We start from the raw sequence: 16,566 nt of genomic DNA, 5'->3' as shown, positions 1-16,566 counted from the left end.
CAGGAAATTCTGGGCAAAAAAAAGCCCACCTAGTTTGGCGGGCTGAATCCATATCAGTAGAGACATGGAGGAGACAAGAGAAACTATAGCAAACGGTTTGGTGCGGCGCAACATTATAATTAGGGTAGACCCTCGACGTTGTGCTCGTGCGACACCTTGGGGGGCGCGCAGGAGCCGCTGGTGCGGCTTGCGGCTAATGCCGCACCAGCGCCATCATCGCGCCGAAGCCGACGAATACGCCGCCCGTCAGTCGATTGAACATTTTTGCGACGCTGCGGCTCTTCAACTTCGCGCCGATCCGCGTGCCGAAACCCGCGTACACCAGATACCAGCTCACCTCGATCACGGCGAACGTGGCGACCAGCACGCCGAACTGCGGCAGCTTCGGTTGCGCGGCGTCGATGAACTGCGGCAGCAAGGCGGCGGCGAACAGAATGGCTTTCGGATTGCTACCGGCCACCAGGAAGCCGTTGCGAAACAGCGCGAAGCGCGAGCGCGCGGGCTTCGCGGCGAGCGCGTCGGCCTGGTCGGCGGCGGCTTCGTCGGCCGGTGCGCGCCATGCCTTGATGCCCAGATACACGAGGTAAGCCGCGCCGATCAGGCGCAGCGCATTGAACATGGCCGGCCACGCGGCCAGAACCACGCCGAGCCCCGCCGCCGACACCGCCAGCATCAGCACCAGCGCCGACAGGCAGCCCGCCATCGTCGCACTGGAGCGGCGCAGACCGTGCTGGGCGCCATGCGTCATGACGAGCAGCATGTTCGGGCCGGGAATCGCGGATACGACGAAAACTGTGGCGACGAACAGCCACCAGGTGTGCAGAGTCATGACAATCGCGATGAATAAGGACGGGCGGCCATTATGCCCGCCCGCGCAAATCCGCGACGTGGCGCCAGGAGGAGGCTTTTGCAGACCGCGCCGCGCGGGACTCAATGCTTACGCTTCGCCGCCGCGCCTGTCTCACGCCGTTCGCCGTTCGCCGTTCGCCGTTCGCCGTTCGCCGTTCGCCGTTCAACTGCAGCCGTTCAGCCCTCGCCGCTAGCGCCCAGCGCGCCGCGCAGCCACCTTCCCCAGCACCGCGAAATCCTTCTCGCCGTCGCCGTGCGCCACCGCTTCGAGCAAACTATCGCGCACCACGCTCGCGATCGGCAGCGGCGTCGTTACCGCATCGGCGGCGGCCAGCGCGAGGCGGATATCCTTCAGGCCGAGACGCGCCTTGAACAGCGCCGGCTCGTACTGCTGCTCGGCGATCAGCTTGCCGTAGCCCGCGTAGACCGGCCCCGGAAACAGGCCGCTCGTGATGACGTCGAGGAAATCCTGCATGGCGAGACCGTGACCGGTCACCAGCGTGGCCGCTTCGCCGAGCGTCTCGACCGCCGCGCCGAGCATGAAGTTGGCGGCCAGCTTCATCACGTTCGCCTGCTGCGGCAGCGAACCGATGCGCCAGGTCTTCTGGCCGATCGCGTCGAAAATCGGCTGCACCCGGTCGATCGACTCCGCCGGGCCACCGGCGACGATCGTCAGCTTCCCCGCCGCCGCGACGTCCGGCCGACCCAGCACCGGCGCGGCAACGTAGTGAACCCCGCGCGACGCATGGGCCGTCGCCAGTTCCTCGGCCAGCGCCACCGAGATCGTCGCCATGTTCACGTGGATCAGCCCACGCGGTGCATGCTCCAGCAGCGACGCGGTGATCACTTCACGCAGCGCGGCATCGTCGGCGAGCATCGAGAACACGGCATCGCCCGCAAACGCTTCGGCCGGTGTCGCGACGATCCGCGCCCCAGCGTCAGCGAGCGCTTGCGCCCGTTCCGGCGAGCGGTTCCACACCCGCACCTGATGCCCGGCTTTCAAAATGTTTGCAACCATCGCGGCGCCCATCTCGCCGAGACCGATAAAACCGATGTCCATCTGTCGCTCCGTCTTCTAAAGAACTGGCAGTAAAGCACACTCATACGACACCCGCAGGGCAGCGCGCAACAGGAGGCGGTGCCATACTGCGGAAATGGTGACCGCGACTTTCCGCTTCTATGAGGAGCTGAACGATTTTCTCGCCCGGCCGCTGCGTCGGCGCGCGTTCAGCTACGCCTGCGCGCCCGGCGCCACCACCAAGCACATGATCGAAGTGCTCGGCGTGCCGCATACCGAGGTCGAGCTGATTCTGGTGAACGGCGAGTCGGTCGGTTTCAATCATCCCCTCGCGGACGGCGACCGCATCGCCGTCTATCCGAAGTTTGAAGCGCTCGACATCCAGCCGCTCCTGCGCGTGCGCGAACGGCCGCTGCGTGTGGTGCGATTCATCGCCGACGCGCATCTCGGCGGCCTGGCGCCGCTGCTGCGGCTCGCCGGCTTCGATACGCTGTATGACAACCACTACCCGGACGCCGATATCGAAGCGCTCGCCGCCGCGCAACAGCGCGTGGTGCTGACGCGCGACCGTGAGCTATTGAAACGCCGCAGCATCACGCATGGCTGCTACGTTCGCACGCTAAAACCACGTGAACAACTGCGCGAAGTGTTTGAACGGCTCGATCTGGCCGGCAGCGCCACGCCGTTTCGTCTATGCCTGATGTGCAACGCGCCGTTGCGGCGCATCGCCAAAGAAGAAGTGGGCAGCCGCGCGCCCGACGGTGTGCTGCAACGGCATAACCAGTTCGTCACCTGCGACGTGTGTCTGCGGGTGTTCTGGGAAGGTACGCACTGGCAACGAATGCGCGCGCTGATGGACAGCATGGCCGCCGCACCCGACCGATCCGGCTGAGTGCCGCTCAATCCGCGCAAGCCGCCGCTCAGCCCACCACTAAATCCCGCCGCTCGCTCGCCGCCCGGCGCGATGCGTACAATGCGGGGTTTACTTATCTGCAGAGGCCTACCAAATGGCGATGAAAAAAACCGACCTTGAAAAGAACAAGGCAAAGAAGCTGAACAACGCAATGAATATGTCCACCGCCGATCGCTTCGGCAAAGCCGCCGCGGCCGACCCGAAGCTCGATCGTCGCGAACAGCGCAAGCTGGATCAGGCGCAAGGGCTTGTTGCGTTCGCGTGCAAGCTGAACGGCGAACTGGTCGAGGAGCTCAAGACGCGCGCAGCCACGCATCCCGAAGGCATGAGCGGCCTGCTCGACGAAGTCATCAAGCGCGGCCTCGCGGGCTGAGTGCCGCGAAGTCAGGCGCGCGCAACGCGCGCCGTGAAATGCAAAAAGGCCAGAGCAGAAGCTCTGGCCTTTTTGCTGGCGATGCCATCAACCGAACCACGATGCACTGACCGGCTAGCGGCGCAATGCGGCGACCCGACCCGGCTCGCCCAGCAAACCGGAGACAGCTTAGTTTGCCGTGCCCTTGTCGTTCGTGCCAGCTGCCGAAGCTGCTGCAGCGACCGGAGCGCGCTTGCCGTGCGTCTTCAGCTTCTTGACGTGATGCTTCTTCGGCGCGCTTGCTGCTGCAGCCGGTGCTGCTGCGTCCGATGCTTGTGCGAAAGCTTGAACGGAAACCAGCGCGATCGAAGCTGCTGCGAGCGAGACGATAAGTTTTTTCATGTGTTGTTCCCCAAACCTGGACGACTGAGTCAATGTGAATGAAATAGCTGCACGGTGAAGCAGACAGGGCTTGAGGCGCCTTACCGCTCCCCGCGGGAGAGTATTACCCAGTGTAGGCGGTTTGTCATGCCCAAAACTCGATATGTATTTTCCGGGAGACAGCTTGCTTTCGAGACGCTTTCACTCGTTAAACCGCCCATACCAGGGGGATTACCTAGTATGGGTTAAACGAGGTTGCGCAACAGGCTGGCGGTCTCCTGCAAGGTCGGCAAAACCCGATGCAGCGCGGCATTCGCCGATTCCTGGCCGATCGGCATGCTAACGCTGATCGCCGCGACCACCGAACCATGGCGGTCACGCAACGGCACCGCGACACCGCGCACGCCGAGTTCGAGTTGCTGGTCGGTGACGACATAGCCGTTGCGGCGAATTTCGCCGAGCACTTCGCGCAAGCGCTCGATCGTTGCATAGGTGTGCGGCGTGAACACCTTGATCTGATAGCTGGCGAGCCATTGCTCGATGCTTTCCGGCGCCTGAAACGCCAGCAGCACCAGCCCCGCCGACGACAACGGCGCCGCCACGCGCGAGCCGAGCACGAAGCCGACCGCCATCGCCCGGTTCACGCCGTTGCGCGCCACGTACACCACGTCGTGTTCGTCGAGGATCGCGACCAGCGCGGTCTCCTGCACGGTCGCGGTGATGCGCTGAAGAAACGGCTGCACGGTCCGCGGCAGACGCGCCGAATCCAGATACGACTGGCCGAGCCGCAGCACGCGCGGCGCCAGCCAGAACAGCTTGCCGTCGGTGTCCACGTAGCCGAGTTCGCCCAGCGTCAGCAGATAGCGGCGCGCCGCCGTGCGCGACAGACCCGCGCGGCTAGCCACCATGGTCGGCGTCATGCGCGCGTGTTCTTCGTCGAATGCTTCGATGATCGCCAACGCTTTCGCCGCGCCGGCAATCCAGTCTTTCTCGTCCATTGAACTTGCCTGAAAAACAGCCGGCCTCCCGGTTGGTCGTGTGACAGGCCGCACGGCCGTTGCGCGATTATCGCGCGAGTCGGTGCCGGAGTCGGCGTCGAGAGGAAGGTAGGAGTCGGTCGCGACGCGAGCGATCTCCGAATTGATAGGCCACTGTGTCATTTGAAATCCCAACGCATTTGTTCAACGATGCCCACACCGCGCGACGTCCGCACACATTCGCTGACATAGTCGGTGAACGGCAGGGGTTCGAATCCGATTTCGTCACGCAGACGCCGGTTGTCGAACGCATAGTCCAGTTCCGCGAAGCCCGCGTATAAACGCAGCGCATGTTCGATCAGCCGGCCGCTGCCGCTCCGGTCGCGGCCCACCACCTCGCGCGCGATCTTGCCGAAGTCGCGCACGCGGCACATCGAATAGCGGCGGCCCGAGGTGCCGGTGGCTTCGTCCATCGCACTGATGATCTGGCCGACGGTCGGCGCCTCCGTGCCCGCCGACACGTGATACGTGTCGAACGCCAGCGTCGGCTTAACCGCCAGTAATGCAATGGCGCGCGCGCAGTCGTCGGCGGAGACCAGGTCGAGACGGTTCATCGCGCGCGCAGTGAAGCGCCGCGCGCCGTGCACCACGCGAAACACCCAGAAAATGCTCGCCGACGGCAGCGTGCCGAGCACCGTATGACCGACCACGATCGACGGTCGCACCACCACCAGCGGCAGGCGTGGATACGTGGCGCGCAACAACCGTTCGACTTCACGCTTGCTGCGTGTGTACGGCACGATGTGGTTCGTTTCGCCATAGCCGAACGGCGACTCCTGCACATTCGCGCCGCATTGCGTCCCGCACGCCATCGCCGTGCTCACGTGCAGAAAACGCCGCAACATCTTGCTGCCGGTAAAGCGCGACGCAAAGCGCAAGGTGTCGCGCACATTGGTGTCGAGCACTTGCGGGTTGGTCGAAAACGACGCCAGCGCAGCGCAATTGATCACGTGCGAGACCTTCGCGAGACGCGCCAGATCGATCTCCGAAAACGCGCCGCCGAGTTCGCCGACCATCACGTTGAGCTCGGTGATACGGTGCGCGCGGTTGTGCGACAGACCGCAACGCACCGCCGACGCCCGCAGCCGCGCGAGCCCATCGGCCACGCTCACGCCGCGCACGAGGCACACCAGGCGCTCGGCGAGGCCGGCATTGATCAGGGTCACCAGCAGATTGCCGCCGATAAACCCGGTCGCGCCGGTGAGCAGCAAACTGTCGACGCCCAGCGCCTCGCCGCGCACCGGTGAAACAAGACTGTCCTGCCACGCGCTGGACAGCGGGGTTTGCCATGCAAACATCGCAAGCTCCTTGATAAGACGTCGGATCGGCAAGCCGAGGGGCCGGTCAACCGGTCGACAGACGGAATCAGTAGCGGTAGCTGATCGCCGTGATCGCGAAGTAGTTGTTCTTCGACTGCACGATCGGGCTGTTCGCCGACGCACCCAGCAGACGCGTCACGCCGCCTTCGGTATGCACCGACCAGCGCGGCGAAATCATGTAGGTCCAACCGAGCGACACCTTCGCGCTGTCGAAACCGCCCTTCACCGAATACGGCCGGAAACCGCTCGCGAGCGATTGCGCGTCGGTGACGCCGAAGAAGGTCTGCGTGTAGCGACCGCTGCCCGCATGCAGCGAGCCGCTGACGTTGATGATGTTGTCGGCCGTTTGCAGCACCGGCACCACCACGTCGAAGTGGCCGCTGGTGCCGCGGCTCGTGTGGGTGACCGGCTGATCGAGCGTGACGCTGATGGTCGACTCGCCGAACACGTGCGCGCCGACGGTGAACGACATCATCACGGAGCCGGGAATCCGTCCCATGCCGCGGAGGTAGTCGGAGCCCGGCAGGTCGGCGCGATTGCGATCGGTCCGGCCGAAGTCGTAGGTGAGCGCCGCCGACGCGAACAGGCCGTTGGCGAAGTCGTGCTTGTAGCCGAGCCCGTCGGTCGGGCTCAGAAAGATGCCATTGCTGAACTCCGCGGAAATTAGCGGCGCGACAAATGGACGGTAATCACGGCTGCCCTGATAGCGCGGTCCAACGCCGCCCGCCAGAGAAAACGTATAAAAGTTCTCGGCATAGGTCAGTGACGAGCAGGTCAGGCCAAAGAGCGGAATACACAGAGTCAGCAGGCGTTTGCGCACGGTCAGATCTTTTTATTGAGATGGAGACCGCAGTCTAGGGACGCCGCCCCGCCCCGTCTGTCCTGAAGTTGGGGGAATGTGTGCGCAATTGTGTTCAAGTGTTCGAGAGTGTTCGCGGCGTATCCCGCTCAGGCAGGCACAGATAGAATCAGCGCCTGCTAGTGGAGACCTCTATGAACGACGCCCCCCTCAAGACCAGCGTGCTGCTGATCGAGGACGACGATCGGCTCGCGCAGTTGATCGGGGAATATCTGAACGGCTACGAATTCAACGTGACGATCGTGCGGCGAGGCGATACGGCGGTGGCCGCCGTGCATGAACACAAGCCCGCGCTAGTGATCCTCGATCTGATGCTGCCCAATCTGGACGGAATGGAAGTCTGTCGGCGGATTCGCAGCTTTTCGCGTGTGCCGGTGCTGATCCTGACGGCGCGCGTCGACGTGTACGACCAGATCGCCGGTCTGGAAACGGGCGCCGACGACTACGTCCTCAAACCGATCGAACCTCGCGTGCTGGTCGCGCGAGCACGTGCCCTGCTGCGGCGCGCGCAGCCCGCGGAAAGCGCGGCGCCGTCCACCCAGGACGACACGCTGAGCTTCGGCGAACTGGTGATCTCGCCGCCCGATCGCGCGGTGAGCTGGCGCGGTCAGCCGGTCGAACTGAAAACCGCCGAATACAACCTGTTGCTGATCCTCGCGCGCGCCGCCGGCACCGTGCTGAGCCGCGACGACATTCTCAAGCAACTGCGCGGGATCGAATTCGACGGTATCGATCGCACGGTCGACGCCGGCATCTCGCGGCTGCGCCGGCGTTTCGAAGACGCGTCGCCCGAACCGCACAAGATCAAGACGATCTGGGGACGCGGCTATCTGTTCAGCCCGTCGGCGTGGGAGGAATAAATGCTGCGCTCACTCGTGCGCCTTTATCTGGTGGTGCTGATCGCCGGCGCCATTGCAATCGTCTTCATCAATCAATCGTTCGGGAAGCTCTTCCACGGCCGCGTCACGACGCTAGAGCGCAACGTGAACAACGTCTACGCGTTCGTACTCGATGATTATTTTCGGCAACATCCAGGCGCGGAGCGCGGGCCGGCGCTGGCGGAACTGAAAAAGCACGGCCGCAACGGCTTCACACTGACGAACCTGGCCGACGTCAAGGCCGAGCTGAGCGAAGAGCGGTGGCGCGAACTGCGCGACGGCAATCTCGTGCTCGACGAGAACGCGACCAGCTATTACCTGCCGCTGCCCGACGGCATCGTCATTCATGCGCGGCGCAGTGAAGTGTCGAATCCCGATGTGGAGGCGCTGGCCTATGGCTTGTTCGCGCTGGCTATCCTGCTGTCGGTGATTTTGTGGGTTCACTATCACTGGCGCGATCTGCGCAAGCTCGAAGCCGCGGCGCGCGCGTTCGGCTCAGGCCATCTGTCGAAGCGTGCGCAGTTGTCGCGCAAGTCGAACATCTACGAGTTGTCGCAGCAATTCAACGAAATGGCGCGGCAGATCGAAGCGTCGATCCTGCATCAGCGCGACATGATGCACGGCATCTCGCACGAGTTGAAGACGCCGCTCGCGCGGCTCGAATTCGGCCTCGCGTTGCTGCAATCGCCGGAGTCGCCGGATCGGCAGCGTGAACGTCAGATGGCGTTGCGCCAGGACGTGCGTGAGCTGGACGAGCTCGTCACCGAACTGCTGACCCTGAGCCGTTTGGAGCAAGGCGAAGATCATCTGGTGCTGATGCGGGTCTCGGTGGATGAGCTGCTCGATAGCGTGGCCGCGAGCATGGCCAATGATGTGGCGGATCGATCGTTGGTGCTGTCGGTGTCGACGGCGGGGCGGATTCAGGGTGAGCCCACGTATCATGTCTGCGATCCGAAACTGGTCGCGCGTGCACTGCTGAATCTGATCCGCAACAGCACACGCTATGCACGGCAGGCCATCTCGCTGCGCGCTGAAATCGGCGCGGCGGGCGCACTGGTGCTGACCGTCGACGACGACGGCCCCGGCATTCCGCTCGCCGACCGCGCGCGCGTATTCGAACCGTTCCATCGGCTCGACTCGAGCCGCGACCGGCATACCGGCGGCTTCGGGCTCGGCCTCGCGATCGTGCGGCGCGTCGCGCTGGTTCATGGCGGTGACGTGCGGCTGGAGTCGGCGGCGTCGGGTGGAGCGCGCTTTGTGATGACGCTGCCCGCGTTGCCGCTGCCGGTTTCGGTTTCGGTTTCGGTGCAAGACGCTGCGTCGTAAAGGACAATGCGGGACACTGCGGCACACCGCGCGGCGCGATCCGTAGATCAGCTTCGGCCGCCTTGCTGCTGCATCAACCCCTCGAAAGACCCGCTTTGAAACCTGACACTCGCCAACACCTACGCGCCAATCTGCTGATGCTGGTCGCCGCGATGATCTGGGGCTCCGCGTTCGTCGCGCAACGCCTGAGTCTCGACGCGATCGGCCCGTTCCTGTTCACGGGCCTGCGTTTCCTTCTCGGCGCGCTGGTGGTGCTGACCCTGATCGTATGCATACGACGCCCCGCGCTGGCTGAATTGACGAAGCGCGGCCCCGGCGGCTCGCGTGAACTGCTCGGCGCCGGGGTACTACTCGGTCTCGTGGTGGCCGCGGCGATCTCGTTGCAGCAGATCGGTCTGCAATACACGAAGATCGCCAACGCCGGGTTCATCAGTTCGCTTTATGTCGTGATCGTGCCGCTGCTGGGTGTGCTGTTCCGGCATCGCACAGGCGTCGGCACGTGGCTCGGCGCGACGCTCGCGGCCATCGGCATGTATTTTCTGAGCGTCGACGAGCATTTTTCGATGCTGTACGGCGACTGGTATCAACTCGGCGGAGCGCTCGTGATTTCCGTACAGATGATGCTGGTCGGTCGGTTCGCGTTACGGCACGACACCTTGATGCTGGCGCTCGTGCAATTCGTGACTTGTGGAATTGCATGTCTCGCGGTCGGCCTTGTCGTCGAGCCGGTCAGTCTCGCGGTAATCGCGCGCGCCGCGCCGACGATCCTGTACGGCGGGGCGTTGTCGGTTGGCGTCGCGTACACGATTCAGGTGGTCGCGGCAAAGCATGCGGCGCCGTCGCATGCCGCGGTGATCTTCAGCATGGAAGGGGTGTTCGCCGCGTTGGCCGGCTGGCTGGTGCTCGGTGAAACGCTGTCGACGCGCGCGCTATTCGGATGCGCGCTGATGCTGGCGGGGTTGATCGTGTGTCAGGTGATGCCGGTGTGGGGACGCGGGCGCGTGTCTCACCTGTCGTCGTGAACGGATAGCCAGTCGCCCCATTCCACGTCGAAGCGGGCCAGATATTTACGCAGGCGGTCGGCGTCGTTCGGCTGCTTTCTGCTTTGCCGCGAGACCGCGAAGAGCTTGCGGCCCGCGTCGGACAAACTCACCGACGTCTCGCAGACTTCCAGCACGCGCTGCAGTTGCAGCCGATCAAACAGGTCGTATTCGTCGGCGCGCGCGCCGAGCGTGCGGATCACTACATCCGCTTCGGCCAGCGGCGGCGTCCACGTTCGCTGCAGGCGCTCGATCTCCTGCGCCGCGTTATCTTCCGTGATGCGCCCGGCGTCCGCGAGGGTCGCCATGCGCGTCACCGACGCCGATAATTCGCGAAAATTGCCCGTCCACGCCGCCCTGGCGGATGTCGCAAAGTCGAGATAACGGCGCCGCGCTTCGACGTTGAAACGCACCTGCTCGCCCTGCTCGTGGCCGAAGCGATCCAGCTCAAACTCCAGGTTCGGCTCGATATCTTCAATGCGCCCGGCGAGGCCTGGCAAGTCGTAAGTCCACAGATTGATCCGCGCGTACAGATCCTCGCGGAAGGCGCCCTGCGCGACCATCGTGCGCAAGTCGCGATGCGTGCCGGCGATCAACTGGAAATCGCTGCTCACTTCCACGTCGGCGCCGACCGGCGAAAAACGCTTCTCCTCCACGGCCTTCAGCAGCATGGCCTGCTCGTCCATGCCCAGTTCGCCGATTTCATCGAGAAACAGCAAACCCCGATCGGCCGCACGCAGTAGACCGCCGCGCGCGCTTTGCGCCCCGGTGAAGGCGCCTTTGACGTGACCGAAGAGCGTCGACATCGCCGAGTCACCGCGCAAGGTCGCACAGTTGATCTCGATGAACGAACCGTCCAGTTGATGCCGGTTGCGCTTGAGTTCATAGACGCGCCGAGCCAGAAACGACTTGCCGGCGCCGGTGGGACCGATCAGCAGAATCGGCGCACGCGAGCGGACCGCTACGCGCTCGATCTGATCGATCAGCGCATTGAAGCGCGGATTGCGCGTGGCAATGCCGGCCTTCAGGAAGGACACGGTTTCCTCGCGCTCACGCTTAAAGCGCTGCGCGATATGGTTGTAGCGCGACAGATCGAGATCGATGATCGACACCGTGCCCGGTCCGCTCTCACCTTCGTCGGTTTGCTGCGGCGGAGCGGTCTGCACGAGGCGCGCTGGCAGGTAGCGCGCTTCGGTCAACAGGAACCAGCAGATCTGCGCGACGTGGGTGCCCGTGGTGATGTGGACGAGATATTCCTCGTTGTCGATATCGAACGTATAGCCGCGAGCGAAATCGTGCAGCGACGCGTAGACCTCTTCGAAGTCCCACGGATCTTGCGTGACGAGCGGCGTCAGCCGCACCGCGGTCGAGGGCGAGACACCGGCGAGATCGTTTTTCACGCGATTGGCGAGCGTTTCGTAGCCGGGCGGGTACAGCAACTCGAACCGGTCGATTGGCAAGTCCGGCTGTTCACACAAGCTGACCGTGGGTCGCCAGCGCTGCCAACGCCGCGCACGCCCCTGATCCAGCGTAACGCCGAGGAAACCGATCACAACGCGCTTCTTCATTTTTTATCTCTATAGATAAGACTTTATCTCATCGTATCAGAACGACGATCGAGCTTGATGACCGAAATGCGTGCTCCAACGCGGTGTCAGATATTTATTTTTCAATTGAATCAATAGCTTGAATATTCGTCGGCAAGTACGCACGCCTCGCTGGCACGGTCCTCGCAATAGATAAACCGGCCGGATGAGCCGCTGGCCCACGAGCCAAGGTTCAATCGCCTTGCTGGTGCGTCGTCGCCGAACCGGGGTTCGTCGCGACGGCGCATGCCGCCATCGGAAACAGACGGTCAACGGCGCATTGGAATAGTTCGGGTTCGATTCCCGGAGTGCCACGTTCGGAAGCTCATTGGTAGAGCAATCGGCTTCGGCTGATTGGTAGCGGGTTCGACTCCCGCTCGAACATTGTCGATTTCGACAATTCTTAACGAGCAGTACCGCAGTACCCGCCGGCTGCGAGTCGCAAGACTCGCCGCGCGCTCAACCGGTTGAGACGACGCGTTGATGGCTGGGGATCGCAACGAGCATAGCTCGCGGCAGAGCGAAGGCGGCAGTCGATGCGCCAACGCTCTCGCCCAGGCCGGGCCGTCGATCGCCACCCGTTTGCGTCTCGCCTCGATCCGTCGAGCCGCGATGCCGGCGGCTCAATAGAACCAGGTGAAAAAATGTGGAAACGTGAAGTGGTCAAGAAGAATGAACGCGCACTGCTGTTGCGCGAAGGCGATTTCGTGCGCGTGCTCGAACCGGGCGTGTTTAAGGCATTCGATCCGTTCAAGCGTCTGTCGGTGCAACGGGTGGCGCTCGACGCACCGCTGGCCGACGCTTCGCTCGCCGACTATCTGCGCCAATCCGAGCCGCAAACGCTGGCCCGCTATCTCGTCGCGATGGACGTCGCCGAAGGCGAAGCCGGCCTGCGCTACGAGAACGACGTGCTGGTCGAATTGCTGCCGCCGGGGACACGGCGTCTTTACTGGAAGGGGCGCATCGAACATCGGCTGGAGCGGATCGATCTCGCGCAACACAGCGCGCTGCCCGTGGAACTCGCGAACCGGTTGACGCAACCGGCATTGCGCGCGCGTCCGGTAACCGGTGTGGCCGGTGTGCTGTTGGCGCAAGTGCCGGCTTATAACGTGGGCGTGCTGAAGCTCGACGGCAAAGTCGAACGCTTGCTGCAACCGGGCTTGTCGGCGTTCTGGCGTTTCAACCGGGACGTGTCCGTCGAGTTGGTCGACACCCGTCTGCAGGCGCTCGAAGTCACCGGCCAGGAAATCCTGACACGCGATAAGGTCGCTTTGCGGCTCAATCTCGCGGCCACATGGTGCTTCGTCGACGTGTTGCGCGCGTTCGGCCAGTTGCAGAAGCCGCTCGACCATCTGTACCGCGAGCTGCAATTTGCGCTGCGCGCAGCGGTGGGCACACGCACGCTCGATGAACTGCTGGAGGACAAGCAGTTACTCGACCGGGTGGTGATCGAACAGGTGCAAATGCGGCTGGACGGCACGGGCATGGTGGTTGGCGCGGTCGGGGTGAAGGATATCGTGCTACCGGGCGATATGAAGACCATCCTGACCAAGGTGGTTGAGGCTGAAAAGGCAGCCCAGGCCAACGTGATCCGCCGCCGCGAGGAAACCGCGGCGACCCGCTCGCTCCTAAACACCGCCAAAGTGATGGAAGAGAACCCGACGGCCTTGCGCTTGAAGGAGCTCGAAACGCTGGAGCGGATCGCCGAGCGGATCGACCGGATCTCGGTGTTCGGCGGCTTGGACCAGGTGCTCAACGGACTCGTCAGCATCAAGGGTGCGCACGCGTCATAGCAGGTCGGCCGCGCGCGGCGTGCGGCCACATCGATAGAAAGAGAGAAAGAAAATGGACTACCAATTGATGGAAATCGCCGGCGGGAAGCCGGTCAAAATGTGGACCGAAGGCGTCGCCGTCGACGACTTCGCGCGCGAGCAGCTCGCGCACACGGCGAAGCTGCCTTTCATCTTCAAGCATCTGGCGGTGATGCCCGACGTGCATGCCGGCAAAGGCTCCACGATCGGCAGCGTGATTCCGACCCTCGGCGCGATCGTGCCGGCCGCGGTCGGCGTGGACATCGGCTGCGGGATGATGGCCGCACGCACCACGCTCAAAGCCGCTGATCTGCCGGACTCGCTGGCGGCTCTGCGTAGTGAAATCGAACGCGCGGTGCCGCACGGCCGTGCGCCTGGCCGGCGCGATCCCGGCGCGTGGGCGCGTCCGCCGCAGCCGGTCGACATCGCGTGGAAGCTCCTCTCGGAACGATTCAAACGCATCGTCGACAAGTACCCGAAACTCGCGCGTACCAATCACTATGTGCATCTGGGCACGCTCGGCACGGGCAATCACTTCGTGGAAGTATGCATCGACGAAGCGGACAGCGTGTGGTTCATGCTGCACAGCGGCTCGCGCGGCGTGGGCAATGCGATCGGCAATCTGTTCATCGAACTGGCGCAAGCGGATATGCGACAGCACATCGCCAATCTGCCGGATCGCAACCTCGCTTATTTCGAGGAAGGCAGCGCGCACTTCGACGATTACGTCGAAGCGGTCGGCTGGGCGCAGGACTTCGCGCGACAGAATCGCGAGCTGATGATGGGCGCGGTGGTCCGCGCCGCGCAAGCGGTGATCGCCAAGCCGTTTTTGATCGATGAACACGCGGTGAACTGCCACCACAACTATGTGCAGAAGGAACGTCATTTCGGCACGGAAGTTCTGGTGACGCGCAAGGGCGCGGTGTCGGCGCAGAAGGGCGAACTCGGCATCATTCCCGGTTCGATGGGTGTGAAGAGTTTTATCGTGCGCGGTCTCGGCAATGCGGAAAGTTTCTGTTCGTGCAGCCACGGCGCAGGCCGCGCCATGAGCCGCACCGAAGCGAAAAGGCGTTTTTCCCTTGAGGATCAGATCAAGGCAACGGCGCACGTCGAATGCCGTAAAGACGAAAGCGTGATCGACGAAATCCCGATGGCTTATAAGGACATCGACGCTGTGATGGCCGCGCAACGCAGTCTTGTCGAAGTGGTGCATACGCTCAGGCAAGTCGTGTGCGTGAAGGGGTAGCGGTGGAGTGCGGATCGCGCAGTACGCGCGCTCCGCACTCGCTAGCCGGCTCTGCGCAAAGCGAAGAAAACCGGAAGAACAACAACATGGACTATGACTACACCACCGTATTAAGCGAGCATCCGATCGACCCCGCTGTGAAGGAACGCGTTCTGGCCGAGTTGCTCGACATCGAACACCGTCACGACGTTACGGTGTTGTACGCCTGCGAATCGGGCAGCCGCGGTTGGGGCTTTGCGTCGCCGGACAGCGACTACGACGTGCGCTTTCTTTACGTACATCGGCTCGATTGGTATTTGCGCGTAGAACCGCAACGCGACGTGATCGAAAAACCGATCGATGACGAACTCGACGTCAGTGGCTGGGAATTGCGCAAGGCGCTCGGGCTTTTGCATCGCTCGAATCCGGCGCTTCTCGAGTGGCTCGACTCGCCGGTGGTGTACCGCCAGCATGCGGACCACGTAGGTGCGCTGCGCGGCATGGCCAAGGCGTTTTTCTCACCGTTGCGCGGACGGCACCACTATCTTTCGATGGCCAGGAAGAACTTCCGTGGCTATCTGCAGGACGACATGGTGCGCTACAAGAAATATCTGTATGTGCTGCGGCCGCTGCTTGCCGTCAAATGGATCGACGCGGGACGCGGTATGCCGCCGATGCGCTTTGCCGAACTCGTGGCAGGAACGGTCGACGATCCGGTGTTGATCGCCGAAATTAACGCGCTGCTTGAATCGAAAATGCGTGCTGGAGAGGCGGAGTACGGGCCTCGGCGCCCGGCGATCCATCGGTTTATCGAAGCGTCGTTGGCCGATGTGCAAAGTCCGTCGAACTACCAGCGCCCCGACGGCGACGCAACCGCGCTCGATCTTTATTTGCGCAGCGTGATTCCGCGTTGATGCCTGCGGCGGCTGTCGCCGCTGTGGGCATCAAGCGGCCGCCAAACCTAAGCCGCTCGTGGATGCGCAAACAGACTGGGCGTATCTGCCGTCGGCGGAAACACGCACCAGCAGCCGTCGTCGTGACGAAAGAAAAATAGGCCACGCGAGTTCGAGACTTCATCGAGCGACGTCTCCACCCGCACATAGCGCCGGCCGCCCAGGCGCGTGCGGCTGAATTCGGTCACGTGAACCGATTCCGTCGACGCCGGCGCCAGCCATTTTTCCACCAGAAAACGCAGCGATCGTTCGCTCGCGGTTCTCATGATCCGCTCCGGATCGGCTTGGCCTGATGGGCGTCGCGCGTGGCTTCGGCGTTGTCGTCGGTATTGTGGGCGTCGTCGCGATCCGCGGCGTCCGCGTCGTGCTCCGTCGCGGCAAGGGCCATGGCCCGGTTGGTGGCTGCCGCCCGCAGCGTGCTGCAATGGGTGGCATGTCGGATATCCGAGAGAAGATGGACTAGCTGTCGTGCTGTTCTGCGTTTCATTACACACCCCCGCACTGCACCAATAACCTCAGAAACTACTTTAACTCTATGCCTGGATCGGCGTTGCCGAAATGATTTCGACGAAATAGCAACAGTTGCGCTTGCAAAAACAGACACGCAATCTTCGTACCGTCCAGCTTCAGAGTGCGCGTGAGGTGCGTGACGGTATGTACGCTGGCGAGCGCTGGGAAGGGATGGAAAGTGTGCTGCCCGGAGGGTGAAAATTGGGCCGCCCATCAGAGTTATCCACAATTGCCTATGAATAACTTCGGGATAGGCCATGGAACAGCCTGTGTGTGGATTCTTGATAAGACGGCGCGGCAGGCCCGCCCCATCAAAGTTATCCCAGCTTTGTAGTTTTTCTACAGACGTGTTCCGCAGGGTTTGAGAGTTTGCATGACCTTGATGTGACAGAACATTTGGGAGTTATCCACAGAAGGGGTTAACCCTTGTTAACTATTACTACATATGTATACGAAAGAAGTAAAAGACATAGGATAAGTGCCGCATCGCGATGAGATCGAAGGCTGAA

The 16,566-nt window shown here is 62.8% G+C and carries 17 protein-coding genes and 1 tRNA gene; 9 read left to right on the top strand and 9 right to left on the bottom strand.

Going from position 1 to position 16,566, the window contains the following annotated elements:
• Positions 1 to 193 precede the first annotated feature (193 nt).
• Both GGD40_RS13745 and GGD40_RS13740 read right to left on the bottom strand, forming a co-directional pair.
• Positions 194 to 829 (bottom strand): LysE family translocator, encoded by a 636-nt coding sequence (locus GGD40_RS13745; protein ID WP_179744003.1) that lies wholly within the window; start codon positions 827 to 829, stop codon positions 194 to 196.
• Positions 830 to 1,039: 210 nt separating this feature from the next.
• Positions 1,040 to 1,909, bottom strand: coding sequence for an NAD(P)-dependent oxidoreductase (locus tag GGD40_RS13740; RefSeq protein ID WP_179707912.1), 870 nt, complete (start codon positions 1,907 to 1,909; stop codon positions 1,040 to 1,042).
• 94 nt (positions 1,910 to 2,003) lie between these two features.
• Between GGD40_RS13740 and GGD40_RS13735 the strand changes: the two genes are divergently transcribed.
• Together GGD40_RS13735 and GGD40_RS13730 are read left to right on the top strand one after the other, a co-directional pair.
• Positions 2,004 to 2,759, top strand: a complete 756-nt coding sequence (locus GGD40_RS13735; protein ID WP_179707910.1) for a Mut7-C RNAse domain-containing protein — start codon at positions 2,004 to 2,006, stop codon at positions 2,757 to 2,759.
• A 115-nt stretch (positions 2,760 to 2,874) separates the two neighbouring features.
• A complete protein-coding gene (locus GGD40_RS13730) occupies positions 2,875 to 3,153 on the top strand; it encodes a hypothetical protein (protein WP_179707908.1) in 279 nt (92 codons plus the stop codon).
• A 168-nt stretch (positions 3,154 to 3,321) separates the two neighbouring features.
• Here the strand turns inward: GGD40_RS13730 and GGD40_RS13725 are convergent, their stop codons facing one another.
• The 4 genes from GGD40_RS13725 to GGD40_RS13710 all read right to left on the bottom strand — a co-directional run bounded on the left by GGD40_RS13725 (position 3,322) and on the right by GGD40_RS13710 (position 6,689).
• On the bottom strand, positions 3,322 to 3,534 hold the full coding sequence (locus tag GGD40_RS13725) for a hypothetical protein (RefSeq protein WP_179707905.1): 213 nt from the start codon (positions 3,532 to 3,534) through the stop codon (positions 3,322 to 3,324).
• Between the two features lie 224 nt (positions 3,535 to 3,758).
• Positions 3,759 to 4,511, bottom strand: a complete 753-nt coding sequence (locus tag GGD40_RS13720; protein ID WP_179707903.1) for an IclR family transcriptional regulator domain-containing protein — start codon at positions 4,509 to 4,511, stop codon at positions 3,759 to 3,761.
• 158 nt (positions 4,512 to 4,669) lie between these two features.
• Positions 4,670 to 5,848, bottom strand: a complete 1,179-nt coding sequence (locus tag GGD40_RS13715) for an SDR family oxidoreductase (protein WP_179744002.1) — start codon at positions 5,846 to 5,848, stop codon at positions 4,670 to 4,672.
• 67 nt (positions 5,849 to 5,915) lie between these two features.
• Positions 5,916 to 6,689: a MipA/OmpV family protein gene (locus GGD40_RS13710; protein WP_373565283.1), complete on the bottom strand. Its 774-nt coding sequence runs from the start codon at positions 6,687 to 6,689 to the stop codon at positions 5,916 to 5,918.
• A gap of 173 nt (positions 6,690 to 6,862) precedes the next feature.
• Between GGD40_RS13710 and GGD40_RS13705 the strand changes: the two genes are divergently transcribed.
• The 3 genes from GGD40_RS13705 (at position 6,863) to GGD40_RS13695 (ending at position 9,954) form a co-directional block, all read left to right on the top strand.
• Complete coding sequence (locus GGD40_RS13705; protein ID WP_179707899.1) at positions 6,863 to 7,588, top strand: response regulator; 726 nt, start codon at positions 6,863 to 6,865, stop codon at positions 7,586 to 7,588.
• A complete protein-coding gene (locus GGD40_RS13700; protein ID WP_179744001.1) occupies positions 7,589 to 8,932 on the top strand; it encodes an ATP-binding protein in 1,344 nt (447 codons plus the stop codon). It begins immediately after the preceding gene.
• Between the two features lie 95 nt (positions 8,933 to 9,027).
• Positions 9,028 to 9,954 carry a DMT family transporter gene (locus tag GGD40_RS13695; protein WP_179744000.1) on the top strand — a complete coding sequence of 309 codons (927 nt, stop codon included), beginning with the start codon at positions 9,028 to 9,030 and terminating at the stop codon, positions 9,952 to 9,954.
• Here GGD40_RS13695 and rtcR read toward each other — a convergent pair.
• On the bottom strand, positions 9,939 to 11,540 hold the full coding sequence (gene rtcR / locus GGD40_RS13690) for an RNA repair transcriptional activator RtcR (RefSeq protein ID WP_179743999.1): 1,602 nt from the start codon (positions 11,538 to 11,540) through the stop codon (positions 9,939 to 9,941). The genes GGD40_RS13695 and rtcR overlap by 16 nt on opposite strands.
• A gap of 332 nt (positions 11,541 to 11,872) precedes the next feature.
• Between rtcR and GGD40_RS13685 the strand changes: the two genes are divergently transcribed.
• From GGD40_RS13685 to GGD40_RS13670, 4 genes are all read left to right on the top strand, one after another.
• A tRNA-OTHER gene (locus GGD40_RS13685) sits at positions 11,873 to 11,943 on the top strand.
• A gap of 259 nt (positions 11,944 to 12,202) precedes the next feature.
• A complete protein-coding gene (locus GGD40_RS13680; RefSeq protein ID WP_179743998.1) occupies positions 12,203 to 13,351 on the top strand; it encodes a slipin family protein in 1,149 nt (382 codons plus the stop codon).
• Between the two features lie 52 nt (positions 13,352 to 13,403).
• Positions 13,404 to 14,615, top strand: coding sequence for an RtcB family protein (locus tag GGD40_RS13675; protein ID WP_179743997.1), 1,212 nt, complete (start codon positions 13,404 to 13,406; stop codon positions 14,613 to 14,615).
• An 86-nt stretch (positions 14,616 to 14,701) separates the two neighbouring features.
• Positions 14,702 to 15,508, top strand: a complete 807-nt coding sequence (locus GGD40_RS13670; protein WP_179743996.1) for a nucleotidyltransferase domain-containing protein — start codon at positions 14,702 to 14,704, stop codon at positions 15,506 to 15,508.
• Between the two features lie 47 nt (positions 15,509 to 15,555).
• Here the strand turns inward: GGD40_RS13670 and GGD40_RS13665 are convergent, their stop codons facing one another.
• Positions 15,556 to 15,813: a hypothetical protein gene (locus GGD40_RS13665; RefSeq protein WP_179743995.1), complete on the bottom strand. Its 258-nt coding sequence runs from the start codon at positions 15,811 to 15,813 to the stop codon at positions 15,556 to 15,558.
• Entirely contained in the window at positions 15,810 to 16,034 is a 225-nt protein-coding gene (locus GGD40_RS13660) for a hypothetical protein (protein WP_179707890.1), read from the bottom strand. Before GGD40_RS13660 ends, GGD40_RS13665 begins: the two co-directional genes overlap by 4 nt.
• Positions 16,035 to 16,566 lie beyond the last annotated feature (532 nt).

Origin of the sequence: Paraburkholderia bryophila, from assembly GCF_013409255.1 — a bacterium.
Lineage (GTDB): Bacteria > Pseudomonadota > Gammaproteobacteria > Burkholderiales > Burkholderiaceae > Paraburkholderia.
Note: the sequence above shows the minus strand (reverse complement) of the source record. Positions and strands in the feature narration are given on the sequence as shown.

Coding starts and splice junctions, on each gene's coding strand:
- GGD40_RS13745 (WP_179744003.1), bottom strand. CDS start 829: ATGACTCTGCACACCTGGTGGCTGTTCGTCGCCACAGTTTTCGTCGTA.
- GGD40_RS13740 (WP_179707912.1), bottom strand. CDS start 1,909: ATGGACATCGGTTTTATCGGTCTCGGCGAGATGGGCGCCGCGATGGTT.
- GGD40_RS13735 (WP_179707910.1), top strand. CDS start 2,004: ATGGTGACCGCGACTTTCCGCTTCTATGAGGAGCTGAACGATTTTCTC.
- GGD40_RS13730 (WP_179707908.1), top strand. CDS start 2,875: ATGGCGATGAAAAAAACCGACCTTGAAAAGAACAAGGCAAAGAAGCTG.
- GGD40_RS13725 (WP_179707905.1), bottom strand. CDS start 3,534: ATGAAAAAACTTATCGTCTCGCTCGCAGCAGCTTCGATCGCGCTGGTT.
- GGD40_RS13720 (WP_179707903.1), bottom strand. CDS start 4,511: ATGGACGAGAAAGACTGGATTGCCGGCGCGGCGAAAGCGTTGGCGATC.
- GGD40_RS13715 (WP_179744002.1), bottom strand. CDS start 5,848: ATGTTTGCATGGCAAACCCCGCTGTCCAGCGCGTGGCAGGACAGTCTT.
- GGD40_RS13705 (WP_179707899.1), top strand. CDS start 6,863: ATGAACGACGCCCCCCTCAAGACCAGCGTGCTGCTGATCGAGGACGAC.
- GGD40_RS13700 (WP_179744001.1), top strand. CDS start 7,589: ATGCTGCGCTCACTCGTGCGCCTTTATCTGGTGGTGCTGATCGCCGGC.
- rtcR (WP_179743999.1), bottom strand. CDS start 11,540: ATGAAGAAGCGCGTTGTGATCGGTTTCCTCGGCGTTACGCTGGATCAG.
- GGD40_RS13680 (WP_179743998.1), top strand. CDS start 12,203: ATGTGGAAACGTGAAGTGGTCAAGAAGAATGAACGCGCACTGCTGTTG.
- GGD40_RS13675 (WP_179743997.1), top strand. CDS start 13,404: ATGGACTACCAATTGATGGAAATCGCCGGCGGGAAGCCGGTCAAAATG.
- GGD40_RS13670 (WP_179743996.1), top strand. CDS start 14,702: ATGGACTATGACTACACCACCGTATTAAGCGAGCATCCGATCGACCCC.
- GGD40_RS13665 (WP_179743995.1), bottom strand. CDS start 15,813: ATGAGAACCGCGAGCGAACGATCGCTGCGTTTTCTGGTGGAAAAATGG.
- GGD40_RS13660 (WP_179707890.1), bottom strand. CDS start 16,034: ATGAAACGCAGAACAGCACGACAGCTAGTCCATCTTCTCTCGGATATC.